At 50.3% G+C, this 16,431-nt stretch carries 19 protein-coding genes; 10 read left to right on the top strand and 9 right to left on the bottom strand.

What is annotated here, in order from left to right:
• Positions 1 to 158 precede the first annotated feature (158 nt).
• Genes ACR9YC_RS06035 through ACR9YC_RS06025 form a run of 3 tightly spaced genes read left to right on the top strand, consistent with a single transcriptional unit; the run spans position 159 to position 2,566 of the window.
• On the top strand, positions 159 to 1,136 hold the full coding sequence (locus ACR9YC_RS06035) for an alpha/beta hydrolase (protein WP_438731223.1): 978 nt from the start codon (positions 159 to 161) through the stop codon (positions 1,134 to 1,136).
• Positions 1,133 to 1,621 carry an RNA pyrophosphohydrolase gene (locus tag ACR9YC_RS06030; RefSeq protein ID WP_438731220.1) on the top strand — a complete coding sequence of 163 codons (489 nt, stop codon included), beginning with the start codon at positions 1,133 to 1,135 and terminating at the stop codon, positions 1,619 to 1,621. The genes ACR9YC_RS06035 and ACR9YC_RS06030 overlap by 4 nt, the downstream gene beginning before the upstream one ends.
• Positions 1,622 to 1,636: 15 nt before the next feature.
• Positions 1,637 to 2,566 carry a DUF481 domain-containing protein gene (locus ACR9YC_RS06025; protein ID WP_438731217.1) on the top strand — a complete coding sequence of 310 codons (930 nt, stop codon included), beginning with the start codon at positions 1,637 to 1,639 and terminating at the stop codon, positions 2,564 to 2,566.
• 13 nt (positions 2,567 to 2,579) lie between these two features.
• Here ACR9YC_RS06025 and ACR9YC_RS06020 read toward each other — a convergent pair whose 3' ends face one another.
• The 6 genes from ACR9YC_RS06020 to ACR9YC_RS05995 all read right to left on the bottom strand — a co-directional run bounded on the left by ACR9YC_RS06020 (position 2,580) and on the right by ACR9YC_RS05995 (position 8,209).
• Complete coding sequence (locus tag ACR9YC_RS06020) at positions 2,580 to 3,101, bottom strand: tetratricopeptide repeat protein (protein WP_438731214.1); 522 nt, start codon at positions 3,099 to 3,101, stop codon at positions 2,580 to 2,582.
• A 31-nt stretch (positions 3,102 to 3,132) separates the two neighbouring features.
• Positions 3,133 to 4,356, bottom strand: coding sequence for an RsmB/NOP family class I SAM-dependent RNA methyltransferase (locus ACR9YC_RS06015; RefSeq protein WP_438731211.1), 1,224 nt, complete (start codon positions 4,354 to 4,356; stop codon positions 3,133 to 3,135).
• The gene (locus ACR9YC_RS06010; RefSeq protein ID WP_438731209.1) at positions 4,353 to 4,577 is read right to left on the bottom strand and encodes a hypothetical protein; all 225 of its coding nucleotides are present in this window, start codon (positions 4,575 to 4,577) and stop codon (positions 4,353 to 4,355) included. Before ACR9YC_RS06010 ends, ACR9YC_RS06015 begins: the two co-directional genes overlap by 4 nt.
• Complete coding sequence (gene guaB, locus ACR9YC_RS06005) at positions 4,574 to 6,031, bottom strand: IMP dehydrogenase (protein ID WP_438731206.1); 1,458 nt, start codon at positions 6,029 to 6,031, stop codon at positions 4,574 to 4,576. Before guaB ends, ACR9YC_RS06010 begins: the two co-directional genes overlap by 4 nt.
• Before the next feature lie 187 nt (positions 6,032 to 6,218).
• Entirely contained in the window at positions 6,219 to 7,733 is a 1,515-nt protein-coding gene (locus ACR9YC_RS06000; RefSeq protein ID WP_438731203.1) for a M28 family peptidase, read from the bottom strand.
• A gap of 110 nt (positions 7,734 to 7,843) precedes the next feature.
• Positions 7,844 to 8,209 (bottom strand): hypothetical protein, encoded by a 366-nt coding sequence (locus ACR9YC_RS05995; RefSeq protein WP_438731200.1) that lies wholly within the window; start codon positions 8,207 to 8,209, stop codon positions 7,844 to 7,846.
• A gap of 218 nt (positions 8,210 to 8,427) precedes the next feature.
• Here ACR9YC_RS05995 and ACR9YC_RS05990 point away from each other — a divergent pair, with 218 nt between their 5' ends.
• The 7 genes from ACR9YC_RS05990 to ACR9YC_RS05960 all read left to right on the top strand — a co-directional run bounded on the left by ACR9YC_RS05990 (position 8,428) and on the right by ACR9YC_RS05960 (position 13,699).
• Complete coding sequence (locus ACR9YC_RS05990) at positions 8,428 to 9,138, top strand: response regulator (RefSeq protein ID WP_438731197.1); 711 nt, start codon at positions 8,428 to 8,430, stop codon at positions 9,136 to 9,138.
• Positions 9,104 to 10,696, top strand: coding sequence for a stimulus-sensing domain-containing protein (locus ACR9YC_RS05985; protein WP_438731194.1), 1,593 nt, complete (start codon positions 9,104 to 9,106; stop codon positions 10,694 to 10,696). Before ACR9YC_RS05990 ends, ACR9YC_RS05985 begins: the two co-directional genes overlap by 35 nt.
• 2 nt (positions 10,697 to 10,698) lie before the next feature.
• A complete protein-coding gene (locus ACR9YC_RS05980; protein ID WP_438731191.1) occupies positions 10,699 to 11,148 on the top strand; it encodes an HPr kinase/phosphorylase in 450 nt (149 codons plus the stop codon).
• Between the two features lie 92 nt (positions 11,149 to 11,240).
• The gene (rapZ, locus tag ACR9YC_RS05975; RefSeq protein ID WP_438731638.1) at positions 11,241 to 12,113 is read left to right on the top strand and encodes an RNase adapter RapZ; all 873 of its coding nucleotides are present in this window, start codon (positions 11,241 to 11,243) and stop codon (positions 12,111 to 12,113) included.
• Between the two features lie 73 nt (positions 12,114 to 12,186).
• On the top strand, positions 12,187 to 12,609 hold the full coding sequence (locus ACR9YC_RS05970) for a PTS sugar transporter subunit IIA (RefSeq protein WP_438731188.1): 423 nt from the start codon (positions 12,187 to 12,189) through the stop codon (positions 12,607 to 12,609).
• Positions 12,599 to 12,871 (top strand): HPr family phosphocarrier protein, encoded by a 273-nt coding sequence (locus tag ACR9YC_RS05965; RefSeq protein ID WP_438731185.1) that lies wholly within the window; start codon positions 12,599 to 12,601, stop codon positions 12,869 to 12,871. The genes ACR9YC_RS05970 and ACR9YC_RS05965 overlap by 11 nt, the downstream gene beginning before the upstream one ends.
• Positions 12,872 to 12,895: 24 nt before the next feature.
• On the top strand, positions 12,896 to 13,699 hold the full coding sequence (locus tag ACR9YC_RS05960; protein WP_438731182.1) for a TrmH family RNA methyltransferase: 804 nt from the start codon (positions 12,896 to 12,898) through the stop codon (positions 13,697 to 13,699).
• Here the strand turns inward: ACR9YC_RS05960 and rmuC are convergent.
• The 3 genes from rmuC to recR form a co-directional block, all read right to left on the bottom strand.
• The gene (gene rmuC, locus ACR9YC_RS05955; RefSeq protein WP_438731179.1) at positions 13,696 to 15,093 is read right to left on the bottom strand and encodes a DNA recombination protein RmuC; all 1,398 of its coding nucleotides are present in this window, start codon (positions 15,091 to 15,093) and stop codon (positions 13,696 to 13,698) included. The two genes, ACR9YC_RS05960 and rmuC, sit on opposite strands and share 4 nt — an antisense overlap.
• A gap of 97 nt (positions 15,094 to 15,190) precedes the next feature.
• On the bottom strand, positions 15,191 to 15,718 hold the full coding sequence (gene def / locus ACR9YC_RS05950; RefSeq protein WP_438731176.1) for a peptide deformylase: 528 nt from the start codon (positions 15,716 to 15,718) through the stop codon (positions 15,191 to 15,193).
• 60 nt (positions 15,719 to 15,778) lie between these two features.
• Positions 15,779 to 16,375 (bottom strand): recombination mediator RecR, encoded by a 597-nt coding sequence (gene recR, locus ACR9YC_RS05945; RefSeq protein WP_438731172.1) that lies wholly within the window; start codon positions 16,373 to 16,375, stop codon positions 15,779 to 15,781.
• Positions 16,376 to 16,431 lie beyond the last annotated feature (56 nt).

Below are 16,431 nucleotides of genomic sequence, written 5' to 3'. Positions count from 1 at the left end.
CTGGCCATTGGCAGCTAACCCTTCTCTATAAAATCCTCAAAATCTGATTGCCTGACTTAAAGACTGACGACAAGTGTGCAATGAAGAAATTATATATAAGCAATCATTCAGGCTATGCCCATTGCTTCAAGCAGGAATGAGAGATCACAGGAGAGATTATGAGCGACAGCGAAACCAAGCAGCATTTTGTACGGCCTGATGTACAGGCATGCCTCAACATGCTGGAAGCTATGGTGAGCACACCGATGCACGAACTACCGGTTGCAGAGGCGCGGCAAACCTATCTGGCTATGCGCCATGTCGCTGATGCAGACCCTACAGAGCTTGCCATCATTCGTGATCTGCACTGTGCAGGCCCGGCGGGTGATATTCCCTTGCGCTATTATGACAAAAGAGCCGAGCGCGGCTCAGGTCCAGCGATCATTTTTGTTCATGGCGGCGGCTTTGTGATCGGCGATCTTGATACCCATCATCCATTTTGTACATTCTTGGCAGACCAGCTTGATCTGCCAGTGATTGCTGTAGATTATCGGCTTGCACCAGAGCACCCCTTTCCCGCCGCTGCGCAGGATGCAGTTGCTGTGGCGCACTGGCTGGCAGAATCACCAAAAGAACTGGGTTTGAATATCACCGGCCTGATACCTGTAGGTGACAGTGCTGGCGGTAACCTTGCCATTGTTATCAGCCAATCGCTCGCCACTAACCCTGCAACAGTGCCTGTGATCGCGCAAATGCCAATCTATCCTGTCGTCAGCGCCCGCAAAGATTGGCAAAGCATGGATGATTTTGCCGATGGCTTTGTGCTCACCCGCGATGGCATGGACTGGTTCGATAATGCCTATCAGCCTGACAATGCCAACCCTCTTTATAATGTAATTGATGGCTTCGACCATGCATTAACGCCGCCAACCGTTCTGATCACTGCCGGGCTGGACCCATTACGCGATCAAGGGAGGGCTTATGGTGCAAAACTGTTGGAGGCAGGCGTAACAACAAGTTTTTACGAAGCGCGCGGCACCGTTCATGGCTTGATTGGTCTGCGTAAGGTGATACCCAGCGGAGAGCAGGATTGTAAAAGCATGACAGAATGTTTGCATAACCTGCTTTCCAACATATCAGGGCAGACGCTATCATGACCAAAGCCAGCAACCTGCCCTATCGGCCCTGTGCCGGTATCATGCTTGTCAACAGCGATAATCAGGTCTTTGTTGGGCAAAGGTTAGACAATCCCGACAGCGACGCATGGCAAATGCCGCAAGGTGGTATTGATGCTGGCGAAACAGCGCGCGATGCGGCGTTGCGGGAATTGACCGAAGAAACCGGGATAGCGGCCAATAAGGTCGATATTATCGCCGAATCTGCCCAAGAGCTTTTTTATGATTTGCCTGAAGAACTGATTGGTAAAATTTGGAAGGGTAAATGGCGCGGGCAGAGACAGAAATGGTTTTTGCTGCGCTTTAATGGGCACAATACAGATATCAATATTGCAACAGACCATCAGGAATTTTCGCGGTGGAAATGGGCCGATGCACAACAATTACCAGATATGATCGTTCCGTTCAAAAAAGAGCTTTATAAAGCTGTGTTACAAGAGTTTATTCCCCATCTGCAAAGTGTTTGATCTATAGAATATAGCATGATGAAAAAAACCTCTGCCCGCTCGACTGCATTCATTCTGGCCCTTATCGCCAGCCAACCTGCTTTTGCCCAACTGCCTGACCCTGTCCGCGCCTTGATTGACGAAGCAATTGCGCAAAAAGATGATGACGCCGTTGAAACCGTTATCAATCTGGCGAAGAAAACCAACCCAGATGAAGCAAGCGCGCTCGACGCTCAACTTGCTGCATATAAACAATCTCGAGCAGTTGAGATTGCTCAAGCTGAAGAGGCTGCAAAAGCCGAAAAATACGCTAATAATGGCCTGTTTGAAAACTGGTCTGGTCAAGGCGAGCTAGGCGGCTTTCGCTCCAGTGGTAACACCAACAATGTTGGCGTAACAGCTGGCCTCAATCTAGAGAAAAAGAGTGAGAATTGGCGCCATAAGCTGACAGCCCTTGCCGACTTTCAACGCACCAATGGCGAAACGACCAAAGAACAGTTTCTGTTCGCTTATGAGCCCAACTATACTATTAGCGATCGTCTCTTCGCATATGGCTTAGGGCAATATGAGCGGGATCGCTTTCAGGGCTTTTCCTCACGTATTAGCGCATCCGCTGGCCTTGGGTACCGCGTCATTGATGAAGAGAATATCTCACTTAGCGTCAATGCTGGCCCTGCATGGCGGCAAACCAGTTTTATCGGCGGCGGCTCTGATAGCAGCATAGCCGGATTGGGCGCATTAGATTTTGATTGGCAGATTGCCGAGCGCATTAAGCTGACACAGGATGGACAGATCTATATTCAATCAGGAAACTCAACTGTCCGCTCTATCACTGGTTTAGAAGCAGCGCTGAGCGATGCCCTGTCTGCGCGCATCTCTTACACTGTCGAATATGAATCCAGCCCGCCGGTTGGCGCTGTTTCGACAGACACATTGACGCGTTTCACCATTATCTACGGCTTCTGACGCGCATCAACTCTCAGGGGGTTTTGGTCTGCTCGCTGGCCGTTGGCTTGAGCGTAACAGCTTCGGCAGACACGACCGCTTGCTGCTCATTATCAGCCAGGCTTGCTGCAAGTAACTTGCGATCAAGACAATCCGTGTCACACAGATTTTCAAGTCTGGTCAGGTTAATTTTGGCTTTTTCAATCGCACCGCGTTGGATATAGGCACGCCCTTGACCAGAAAGAGCCGCTGTATTGGTAGGTTCTAACTCCAAAACACGGCGATAAAAGCTAATCGCTTGTCCGGGCAGACCTTCTGCGCGTGCTGCCTCGGCAAGACCGAGAAAAGCACCGCGGTTCCCCGGATCAATTGCCAGAGCGGCTTCAAAATAATCACGCGCCTTCGATTTATCGCCTGTTTGCAGGGCAGACTGCCCCTCATTGGTCAGCAAAACCGATCGTGGATCAGGCTCATAAACAGGTTGCTGACTGTAAATTGTACTTGAGGTCAAAGTAAGAATTGCCGCCAGGGCAAGAGCAGGCGATGAAAAACGCATAATAAACTCCGAAGCAGTCATCTTAACTATGTTAGCATGGTTTTTTCAGACGAGTGAAGAAAAATCCATCGCTTTGGTCGTGATGAGGGGTCAAGACTATGCCGTGCGCACTTTCCCTATGGTGAACGGCATTGCCAACTACTGGCCTGCCGCACCCTATATCAGGAATATCAACTGTCCAGCCAGCGTGTGTGGATAAAAACTGCTCAATTTGCAAAGGGCCTTCTTCCGGCAATAGCGAGCATACAGCATAAGCCAATGTACCACCGGGCCGCACCAGCTCACTGGCATAGGTAAGAATATGGTTTTGCAAAGCCTTTAACCGCTCAAGCCGAGCCGGATTTAACCGCCACCGCGTTTCAGGATTACGTCGCCATGTTCCCGTTCCGCTACATGGAGCATCGACCAAAACCAGATCCGCCTTACCGGCCCAGTCAGATAAGGCAGACAGTTCTTTATTGGGATTAAGCAAACGGCTTTCAACATTGTGAATATTTAGTCGATGCGCTCTGTGCGGTAATTCTGACAGGCGTGAGCGCGATGTATCGCAGGCTAAAATCTGCGCATCGTCTTGCGCCAAAGCAGCCAATCCCAACGCTTTCCCACCTGCGCCTGCACACAAGTCAATCATCTTTTTGTGACGCAACGGCTGACAGGCAGCTACGATATGCTGGCTGCCCATATCCTGAATATCAAACCTGCCTTCGCGCCAAAAAGGATGCGCCGCCAATTGGGTTCCGGCCGGCAAACGCGCAGCTGTAGGTAATAAACTATCAAACTGCGCTTCTGGAAATTCCTTGCTCAGCTCTTCTGCAGTCAGGTCGTACAATCTGACATCAAGGGGAGCACGTTCAAACAAAGCAGCCTGTTCCCGTTCGTCGAGCCATTCGGGCAGATGTTGAATCAGCCAGTCTGGAATAGCTCCAGACTGGGCCATGGGTGCTGCGTCTAACTGTTCGGATTCAGTAATCGGCGCAGGCCCATATTGCGAACCGTCAAAGAGGGCTTCTATTTCAGTGTTTTGCTGCGCATAGGCGATCAAGGCTGCACGCCCGGATTGCGGCAAATCGCCAATTTTGCGAATTACAACATAGCAATATTCTCGCACCGCTCTCCGGTCTTTTGATCCCATATAGCGCCGCGCCCGGAAATAATCTTTTGCGATGCTATCTGCTGATGCGCCGCCATCGCGTGCTGCTATGATGATCGCATCAAGCAGTTCAATCGCTGCTTGCACACGGGCCGGTTCCCTCATTCCGAAGCATCGCTTTTAATAAAGTCATCCATATGCACACACATATGGCTAACACGTTCTGCCCCCGTTGGTGGCTGTTTCAGCTCAGCTATTTTTTCCAGCGCGTTCGCCTCACACTCTTCCAAGCTGATAAAATGCTCAATTGTCCATTTAGGCAAATCTTGCGCAGATGCCGGATCGGTCCAAAAAAAGAGGAGTAGTAGAAATTTGGCCTCAATCATCGCGATGGATAATTGGGCGCTTCGCGCGTTATAGCAACATCATGTACATGACTTTCGGTAAGTCCTGCATTGGTTATCCGCACAAATTGGGCATCGCTGCGCAACGCTTCAATTGTGGGTGAACCGGTATAACCCATTGCGGCTTTGATACCGCCAACAAGCTGATGAATGACATCCTTTGCAGGCCCTTTGAATGGCACCTGCCCTTCAATGCCTTCCGGAACCAATTTCAACTGGTCCTTAATGTCTTGCTGGAAATATCGGTCTGCAGAGCCTTTGGCCATTGCCCCAACCGAACCCATGCCGCGATAGCTTTTGTAAGAACGGCCTTGGTAGAGGAATGTCTCTCCAGGTGCTTCTTCAGTTCCTGCCAGCAAGGAGCCTACCATCACGCTCGATGCCCCGGCAGCAATGGCTTTTGCAGCGTCACCAGAGGTTCGTAAACCGCCATCTGCGATAATCGGAATTCCTGCAGATTTGGCCGCGTCAGAGGATTGCATGATAGCGGTTAATTGCGGCACGCCAACGCCAGCCACTACCCTTGTGGTACATATAGAACCAGGGCCAATACCCACTTTCACAGCATCTGCGCCGGCATCTATCAGCGCTTTGGTCGCTTCAGCGGTAGCAACATTACCAGCGATTATCTGATGATCAGGAAATTCTTTTTTCAAAGCGGTGACACTGTCGATGACCATTTTGCTATGCCCATGTGCGGTGTCAATGACCACAACGTCACATTCTGCTTCAAACAATGCACGCGTACGTTCCGCGCCTGCGTCACCAACAGTAGAGGCTGCTGCTACACGCAACCGGCCTGCACTGTCTTTAGTGGCATCTGGAAAGGTAACAGCCTTTTCGATATCTTTGACGGTGATGAGCCCGACACAATGATAAGCATCATCGACAACCAGCAATTTTTCGATACGGCGCTGGTGCAACAATCGCCGCGCTTCTTCCTGACTTACCCCTGTTGAAACTGTTGCCAGGTTTTCATGCGTCATCAATTCACGTACAGGCTGTGCAGGGTTTTCTGCAAAGCGAACATCCCTATGAGTCAAAATACCAACAAGCCTACCGCCATCCTCCACAACGGGAATGCCCGAGATGCGATTGCTGCCCATAATGTCCTGCGCCTGCGCCAAGGTTGCATCGGGTGATATGGTGATAGGGTTTACCACCATGCCAGACTCAAAGCGTTTGACCTGTCGGACAGCAGCAACCTGCTGCGGAATGGAAAGGTTGCGGTGCAGGACACCAATGCCGCCCATTTGCGCCATAACAATAGCCATATCGGCCTCAGTCACAGTATCCATAGCGGATGACAGAACGGGAATATTCAGCGCAATATCCCGCGTTAATTGTGTCTTGGTGATAGCTGTGCTCGGCAAGGTTTGCGAGGCTCCTGGCTGCAGCAAAACATCATCAAATGTCAGACCAAGAGGAATATCCATGCCACTATCCTTGTTATCAGGTCACCCATTGGCTGTACGACCTGTTGATGCGAAAAACTGTGACGCGAGGCTAACAGCCTCGAGTCGTGGCAGTTCATTTAGCCATTAGACTTTGTAATGACCAGACTATCCCGGGAATATTCGCGATAACAAGTCAATATGTTTCTATAACGCCAAATGGAGCGCTTCACTTCCCGGGATATGTGGCCTCATTCGCAAAATATTCTGCCAAAGCAATATGCAGATCTGTGTCTTCCGCAGCGCCGCCCAAGACGAAGCCTTCTTTAAGCTCGTCACCAGGTCCATGATAATCACCGCTCAAATAGCTTTGCAGCAATTCCAGGTCTGCAAACGATCCACCAACCATGAAGGCAGGGACACCTTTTGCAGCAAGGGCCCAGCCATCCTGACGTTGGATAAAGGCATTGGAATCCAATGACGTCTCTACCTTGCGCCCAATCGATTCAGAAACCGAATCGATAGTCGCATCTAGATCCGTCTCACCGCGGCCAATAATCGCAACGGGTGCGCCGCGCTCTGCTATCGCAATAGTATCAATGTTAAGCGCAATAACTATGTCTTTTAGAGGAAAAGGCGGATTGTCCGCGAAATGATAAGCCCCCAGCAAACCGCGTTCTTCTGCGGTAGTCCCCATGAAATAGATATCACGGTCAAACGGCCCCATAGCGCCCAGTTCTTCAGCCACTTCTGTTAAAACTGCCATTCCCGACGCATTATCAAGTGCCCCGTTACAAATACGATCTTCCGCTTCAACCGGGCGGCATGTACCGAAATGGTCCCAATGTCCGAGAAAAAGCACAGCGCCTGAACCCGGCTTTTTGCCAGGAAATTTGCCGATAACATTATAGCTATTAAACTTACGTATTTGCATGACTGCTGTAAGATCAGCTGCAACGCCCATAACGAATGCAGTATAACCTTCTTCGTTCGATTTTTCGGTTTCTTTGGCCAATGTGCTCCCTGAGCCCTTAAAAAGTGCTGCAACAAAATCAGCATTGACCAGACCGGAGATCATCGGCGCATCGCCACCCGTATCTCGGCCATAAGATCCCCGGCTAACCTGATTGCGGATAGCACCCCATGGGAATTGCGAAGGCGCAATTGTAAGAACTGCAGAAGCGCCAGCCTCCGCAAGGGCTTCAACCCGCTCTTGCCGTGAAGGAAAATCTTCTGCGCCTTCGGGTGAACCAAAAAGCATCAACGCAATTTTGCCCTCGACATCAGCAGCTTCATTCTCAACCGCATCAACGCCATATCCAACAAAGATAACTTCTCCTGAGACAGCAGAATTGGTTTCTTGCCCGCTGAGCAAAATACCTGTTGGATCAACCTTTATTTTCCGCCCTGAACGTGTGAAACGCGCTGTAGCAGCAGATGTTGTTCTTTGCATTAAAGGTACAGGCTGAAACCATGGGTTTTTCGGGTCATTGGTACCAGATACCATTCCGGAAGCAGACCATTGCTGTGCCAAATAGTTCAGCGTTTTGGTCTCACCTATTGTTCCAGGATTGCGCCCCGCAAAATCGTCGCTTGCCAATATGGCAATATGCTCACGAACATCTTCCTCTGTAGTGGGTTTCCCATCCTGCGCATGGGCAATTGATGTACAAAGACCTATAGCGGCCAATAAAGCAAAGCGAGAATGAAAAGAGAGCGAGCGGGAATTGTGGAGATTTATCATGAATTCTCTGCTGACAAGTTTTGGCAGGATTGGCAAGTACCCAATTGCCAACAAGGGCACAAAAAAGCCCGCCATAAGAGACGGGCTTTTGCGACTTTGGGTTGGTAATATTATTTTTTACCGAAGAATTTTCCAGCCATTCCCATAACATCATTAAGTGGATTGCCATCGCCATCTTGATCGAGGAAACCGGAAATTTTGCCCATAATGCCTTCATCACTGCCCAACATTTCTGAAATCTGGCCCAAGCCACCTTCACCGCCAAGTTGATCCATTATTCCGCTCAATGCGCCGCTATCCAGTCCGGTTTTTTCTGAAGCAGCGGCCATTGTATCGCCATCTTCGCCATGGGATTGCCCCAGTGCAGCAACGCCTTTTTCTACCATGGACGGATCCATGCCCAATTTTTCAGCGATTTCACCAATGCTGTCTGCACCAACCGGCAAATTCTTCAAAACGCCATCTAACATACTCATAAGCTCACTCCTTTATATATGGATATACATATTCCCTTTGGGCAACAATAGACAGTATTTTCCTCAGTAATTTGTAAAATCGAATATTGCTGCTTTTGCTATATACAATCTCTCACACTGGACAATCACGGCAGCTTCCGCCATGCCCAAACTCTATTGGCATTGCTCGATCGACCATTTACCTATCAGCAAAGCCATTGAATAAACGGACCGGATATATGGCAACTATTGCTTTGGTCGATGATGACCGCAACATTTTAACATCGGTATCAATCGCTCTACAGGCTGAAGGTTTTACGACCCGCATCTATAACAGCGGCGAAGCCGCCCTCCCCGCTTTGCTTGAAAACCCTGCAGATCTGGCCGTATTTGATATCAAAATGCCGCATATGGATGGGCTGGAACTGCTGCGCAGAGTGCGGGAAAAACTGTCTATGCCGGTTATTTTCCTCACATCTAAAGATGACGAGCTTGATGAAGCTTTGGGTCTGGCTATGGGCGCAGATGATTATATCGCCAAACCTTTTTCTCAGCGACTCTTAATTGCCCGTATCAAAGCAATATTGCGCCGCACAGAACTGATTGCGCAAACAATAGTTTCAGAAGATGAAGCCCCTCCAGCTGAACCAGTCGTCCGTGGTCATTTAACCCTCGATCCTGCGCGTCATGCCGTTCATTGGAAGGACAAAAAGGTTGTGCTGACCGTAACCGAGTTTCTTATTCTGGAAACTTTGGCCCAGCGCCCGGGTGTTGTCAAAAGCCGCAACCAGCTGATGGATACGGCCTATCAGGATGATGTCTATGTCGATGACCGCACTATAGACAGCCACATAAAACGACTGCGCCGCAAATTCCGTGAAGTTGATGACGAGTTCTCGGCCATCGATACGCTTTATGGCGCTGGCTACCGTTTTAACGATGAAGACTAAATCGCCCGCTTCTTTATTTTGGAGCCGCAGGCTATCGCTAACCGCGCGGATATTGGCTGTTAATATCTTTGCTGTTGCTGCTTTGGCTGGCGGTATATTTTATCTCGATAATTATCGCAGCAACCTTGTCCAAAGTCGGCAAATCGAAGATGCAAACCGGATCGCCTTACTGGCAATGACAGCTGGCAAAATTGATATGGCCGAGCGCGAGAATGTGCTTCTGGAATTTGCCAAACAAAAAGAGTCGCGTATCCGTGTCTATCGGCGCTCTGGAGAGAAGCTTACCGACAGTTTCTCGCTGCAAGAGCCGCAATATGCATTGCGTGATCCTGCCACAGAGAAATGGCAACGACATGTCGCACGATTTTTGGATCGTGTTATTGATCGGATTGTCGGTGCGCCAGAGCTAACCTCTTACATTGAGCCTGATAGAGATACTCTAACACAATGGCCTGAAATGGTAAAAGCGATTGAAACAGGTGAAGCAATATCGCGCGTCAGATTCGCCCCTGACAGGACATTGATGATTAGCGCCACAGCCCCTGTACGCGGAACAGATATGGTTCTGCTATCAACGCGAAACGCGCGAACAATTACGGCAACTGTCCGCGATCAAAGACTTGCGCTGGGTATTATTTTCATATCTGTTTTGATCGTCTCAATATTGTTATCGCTATTTCTGGCAAGGACAATTGTCCGCCCATTGCAAGGTCTGGCAAGTGCAGCAAATCAGGTGCGCCTAGGGCGAGCGCGTGACGTTGAGGTACCCAGATTACCGACACGCGGTGATGAGATTGGTCAACTAGCGCGCGCGCTGTCAGATATGACAAACGCTCTGCGCCAAAAGATCGATGCAACTGAGGCTTTTGCTGCAGATGTCAGCCACGAGATCAAGAACCCCTTGGCATCGCTACGCTCTGCACTGGAAAGTATGGAGCGTGTTGAAGACCCTGATTTGCAAAAGCAATTGCTTGATATCGCTTCTTCCGATGTTTTAAGAATAGATCGGCTTATTTCCGGCATATCCGATGCTTCCCGCGTCGATGCGCAATTAACACGCGCTCACTTTCTGCCCATTGATATGGGAGAAATGGTTGCCGATTTATTGGCCAATCGTGAAGAAAGGCAAATGAATGAGGGGCGATCAATTGCCTATGCCAGACCCCGCAAAAATGTGGCGATGGTGTTTGGAGAGAGCAACAGGCTAGCGCAGGTTATTGAGAATCTGCTGGATAATGCTGTATCATTTAGCCCGGAATCAGGCCTTATTGAGATTTTCGTGACCCGCGATGGGCAAGATGTCGTGATGCAGATATTGGATCATGGTCCGGGAATTCCAGAACGTGAGCGCGAACAAATCTTCCACCGCTTTTATAGTGGCAGGCAAAAAGAGTCGGAATTTGGCAAGCATAGCGGGCTTGGGTTGGCTATTGCGCGCTCTATCATTGAGGCACATCAGGGCAGCATAGTCGCTGGCAGTCGTGGTGATGGGCTGTCCGGCGCATGCTTTAACATTCGTATCCCGGCAATACCGACCAATATTATATTGGTAGATTGAATATGACCAACAAAGCTCTGCATGACTCTTTTGCTTACGCGGCAAGCACTGTGGCAATTGATAATCGTGCGATCTTGCTTTGCGGACCTTCTGGAATAGGCAAAAGCGCCGTCTCATTGTTATTAATGGACCGCGGCGCGGCTTTGGTCAGTGATGATCAAACACAATTATATTCACAAAAAACCATGCTTTTTGCCATGCCGCATCCCAATATTGCGAACAAGATTGAAATACGCAATTTGGGCATTGTTCAAGTCAATGCGGTGACAGAACCGGTTCCTGTTGCGTTAAAAGTCAACCTCGACAGAGAAGCACCGCGATATCGCGAAAATGCTAAGCAGGTGAATATCGCTGATATAGCCATCCCCGAAATCGACATTCGTCCCGATTTGAACCTAGCCCCCTTGAAGATAGAATATGCGTTGAAACTCTACGGACTCAGCGCCACATAAATGCTATGAACTTCGATATCACAAAACCACAGACCAGCGGCAGTCAGACTGCCTCCACAAAGGTGAATTCTGACATCGTGCTCGTCACCGGCATGTCAGGCGCGGGCAAGTCAACCATGCTCAAAACGCTGGAAGATATGGGCTGGGAGATCATCGACAATTTCCCTATCAGATTGTTGAAGGGGCTTTTGGCAACCCCCAGTGCAGCTGGCCGTGCATCGATCGATGGCCGCCTCGCCATAGGGTTCGATACCAGGACAAGGGGCTTCGATCCCGCTTCAGTCATTGAAACTATTAAAGATCTGAGCAGTAGAGATAATCTTTCTATCCAAACTGTCTTTCTAGAATGCAGCGATCTGGAGTTAGAGCGCCGTTATAATGAGACGCGCCGCCCCCACCCTTTGGCAAAGGACAGACCAGCTATTGATGGCATTGCAGAGGAACGCGATTTGCTCGCCCCATTACGGCGCTGGTCTGACAAGCTGATAACAACTTCGGGCCTTAGTGTCCCTGATTTTGCTCAGCATATCAGGAACAGCTTTGGTGAGCAGCACGCCAGCCAACCCATTATCAGCATATCCAGCTTTGGTTTTGCGCGGGGCATGCCGCCTGTGGCCGATCTGGTGTTTGATATGCGCTTCCTGCGCAATCCGCATTGGGAGGAAAGTTTGCGACCGCTAACCGGACAAGATACACCTGTTGGCGATTATGTGAGCGCAGATATCGCCTTTGCTGAAGCCTTTGACCGCATATTGTCTATGCTCCTCTTTCTCTTGCCGCGCTATGCGGAGCAAGGCAAAGCCTATGTCCATATAGCCTTTGGTTGCACCGGCGGCAGGCACCGTTCAGTCTTTACCGCAGAAAGAATTGCACAGGGGTTGCGCGACGGAGGATTTTCGCCCAGTGTCACCCATCGAAATCTTGCATCGCGTCCTATAGACGCGGTCGAGAATGACCAAAGCTAGACCGTTTCAGGAAGTTTGGACATGCAGAAACAATCCCTGCATCATCAGTTTATTGTTATGGAGCCAGCCTAAGATGATCGGTATCGTGTTGGTAACCCATGGGCTTTTGGCCAATGAATTTGTCTCTGCTATGGAGCATGTCGTTGGCAAACAAAAACAGATCGCGACCATCTGTATTGCACCCAATGATGATATGGAAAAAAGGCGCGAAGATATTGCCAAGGCGATTAGCGATAACAATACAGGTGAAGGCGTTATCATATTGACCGATTTATTCGGTGGCACACCTTCCAACCTTGCCATATCTCTGATGGAAACCGGCCATATTGAGGTTATTGCCGGGGTAAACCTGCCTATGCTCATCCGCTTGGAAGGCGCGCGCAAAGCAATGGACGTAACCAGCGCAGTTGCCGCAGCGCGTGAGGCCGGACAGAAATATATATCTGTCGCATCGGAATTACTAAATATTCAAGGCAAGACCGCCAATGGCCAGTGAGAAGGTCATAGTCTGCAACCGTAAGGGTCTACATGCCAGAGCCAGTTCAAAATTTGTCAACGCCGTTGCCCATTTGACCGATGGTCAGGAAGTAACCGTTGCCAAAAAAGACAATGTGGTCGCGGGTGATAGCATCATGGGGTTACTAATGCTGGGCGCGGCAAAGGGTGATGAAATAACCATCTCTGTTGAAGGCGAAAATGCCGATGCCGCGCTGGCTAAGCTGGTCGGCCTCGTTGTAGATGGCTTTGGCGAAGATTGATCGCGAGCAATTGACACTTTTGCCATGACTTTTCGAACAATCACCGGTTTCTCCAACCCGACTGTCAAATATTTGCGGTCATTACGTGAAAAGAAGCACCGCAAACGCGAAGGTGTTTTCTTGGCGGAAGGGCTGCGCTTGCTCACAGAGGCTTTGGAAGCAGGCTCTTTGCCGCGCATATTGGTGATGGCCGAAGCGCGGGATCAACACCCCTTGGTTCAGGCACTGACCGATGCCGTTAGCGCTGCGCACGGCGACATCATCCTGACCAGCCCGGATATATTGGCAAAGATTTCTGGAAAAGATAATCCGCAATCTGTCCTTGGTGTCTTTGCCGATCGTGATGTGACACTGGAAGCACTTGATCGCGGCGCAAGTTCGATCTGGTTGGTTGGTCAAGCCATTCGTGACCCTGGAAACCTGGGCACAATTTTGCGAACCGGGGACGCAGTTGGTGCAGGTGGGCTGATATTGCTAGACCAATGCGTTGATCCTTTTTCGGTAGAAGCCGTGCGCGCCAGCATGGGCGCCGTGTTCACGCAATCCATTGTACAGGCCGGTTGGGGCGAATTTCTGCCGTGGCTGCGCAGTGGTGACGGGCAATTGGTCGCGACATCTCTGCAAACCGATATTGATTACCAGTCTGTACAATATGAAGCGCCGACATTTCTGCTGATCGGCAATGAAGCACAAGGCCTGCCCGAAGAATATGAGGCACAATGTGACGTGCGCGTTAAAATTCCCATGCTGGGCAAAGCCGATAGCCTAAACGCCGCGATAGCAACCGCCGTAATGGCCTATGAAGTGCTCAACCAGCAGCGGCGCTAATCCGTCTCTCCGGGTTTTTCATCACCATAGCGCGGTAGTGCGTCTAGCGTGGGAACCTCTTCCAATTCGCGTTTACCGGTTTCAACATTAAGCTCAGCAAAACGGCGGCCAGTAGCCAATACATTGCGTTCAAAGCTACCGACAAATTTGTTGTAATTGCCAACCGCTGAATTGAGACCAGTGCCCATGCGTTTCAAATGCTCGGCAGACACCGCCAGTCGATCATACATTTCTTTGCCCAATTGCCCGATCTGTTTTGCCTCGCGCGCCAAACCTTCCTGCCGCCAGACGCTGGACACGGTGCGAGCAATCGCCACTAAGTTGGTAGGTGTCGCTAGCAAGACTTTCTTTTCAAATGCAAAATCCCATAGGCTGGCATCATATTCCAGAGCAGCCGCAAGAAAATGTTCGCCCGGTACAAACATGATGACATAATCGGGTGCGTTGTCAAACTGGTCCCAATAGGCTTTACGCGATAGGCCATCAATATGTGCTTTCATCGACTGGCAATGTGCCGCCAGCGCCACCGCACGTCCGTCGTCATCATCAGCGGCGAATGCGTCCTGATAGGCATTCAGCGAAACCTTCGCGTCGATAACCAAAGACTGGCCACCCGGAATACGGACTACGGCATCAGGGCGCAAACGCCCTTCCTCTGTTGTGATGCTTTGCTCCATCACAAAGTCGGTATGTTCGGCCAGACCGCATGTTTCCAACACATTGCGCAATTGCTGTTCACCCCAGCGGCCGCGTGCCTTTGGCGCATTGCGCAGTGAATTGACGAGCCGTGCAGTTTCCTGCCGAACATTATCCTGCCCCACACGCATCTGATCCATAAGGCCCTTTAGATCGCCATAGGCTTCATTGCGCTGTTTCTCGACCCGCTCAATTTGCTGTTCATATGCCGTCAGCTTCGCGCCAACAGGATGGAGCAAGGCCTTAATCCGTTCCTCGCTTTTTTCCTCTGACTGGGAAAATCGCTCATTAGCCCGTTCAAGAAATTTCTCCCGCGCTTCTTCCAGCAACTTGTTACCAACATTACCAAATTGCCGCACCAGCTCTTCACGTTGTTGAGACAATTGCGTAATCTGCTTTTCATGATTGGCAGCATCGGCCTTTAGCCGAGCATTATCCTGCCCCAGTTGCTCACGCTCTTGACGCAGCGCCTCAACCTGCTCGCTCAAAGCATCAGCACGATCCGCATTTTGCTTGAGCGCTTCCATGCCTCGCAATTCGGTTAAAAGACGCTCATTCAGCGCTTTAACCTCAGCGTCCGCTTCTTGTTGTTCAGCCCGTAAGGCCGCAATGGGACGCGTGCCGACAAACCAACCAATGGCAAGACCTATCAACAAAGTGATGATAGCAATAATAATCGGAAGCAGGCCTTCAGCCACAAATATCCCCTGTCAATACTAGAAAGAACACAACAGGAACGTACAGTGATGGAGGCGTTTTGACAAGAGCAACCAGGCGATTATCCGCCGTGAAATGCTAGGCCGCGGCTTTGCGCGCCTTATCCAGCTTTTTCAGAACCATATTGCGTTTTAGCCGTGAAAGGTGATCGATAAACAATATCCCCTCCAAATGGTCCATCTCATGCTGTAAACAGGTGGCCATAAGCCCTTCAAAATCCATCTGATGACTATTGCCGTCCAGATCCTGCCAGCGAGCGCGGCATGTGGCCGGACGCTCGACATCGGCAAATTGATCGGGCACGGACAAACACCCTTCCTGATAGACGCCCATATCCTCTGAAGGATCGAGAATCTCTGGATTGATGAAGACTTTCGGGTCGCGTACAGGCTCGCCGCCTTCTTCAAGAGGTTCCTGCAGATCAATAACCAGCACACGTAGAGGAACACCCACCTGAATGGCAGCCAAGCCTATGCCCGGCGCATCATACATGGTGTCAAACATATCCTCGACCAGCGTCTTGAGATCATCATCAAATGTCTCCACAGGTTTGGAAACCTGTTTGAGCCGTGGGTCAGGAACTTCTACTATCGGTCGTATAGCCATGAGGGTGAAATAATCCTTTGTCGCTTTTTCTGCAAGACATGCATGGAAAGAAAATCGCTCTTAACCCAGAGGTCGCCTTGCTCGCAAGGCTTGTGCAAGCGTCCCCTCGTCAAGGTAATCAAGCTCACCACCGACTGGCAGTCCATGCGCCAATTGGGTAATGCGTAAGGGCTTATCCGCCAGCTTTTCGGCAATATAGTGCGAAGTGGTTTGCCCTTCCAATGTGGCGTTCAGTGCAAGCACAACCTCATTCACACCACCTTCTTCTATACGAGCAAGCAAGCGATCAATGCTGAGATCTTCAGGTCCGACACCATCCAGCGCCGACAATCGCCCGCCCAGCACATGGTAACGGCCCGCAAAGAGTCGCGAGCGATCCAGCGCCCACAAATCAGCAACCTCCTCAACCACACATAAAGCCGTGTCGTCGCGCCGATCATCACTGCATACACCGCAAGGATTGATCGTATCAATATTGCTACAAATATCGCAAACCGTTAGACGATCACGCACTGTTTCCATAGCGCGAATGAGCGGCGAAAGCGCAGTTTCACGCTGCTTTATGAGATGTAGCACTGCTCTACGAGCAGAGCGCGGCCCCAGCCCCGGCAACTTAGCCAGTTGGTCCGCTAATAATTCTATCTCTTGCGATGCCATGCCAGCTTCATTACGGGCAAAGCTATAGAGGTGGCAAGGCCTTGTGCAGCAAAAGT

This window comes from Parasphingorhabdus sp. DH2-15, from assembly GCF_051668705.1.
GTDB lineage: Bacteria > Pseudomonadota > Alphaproteobacteria > Sphingomonadales > Sphingomonadaceae > Alterisphingorhabdus.
This window is presented reverse-complemented; position numbering and strand designations above follow the sequence as displayed.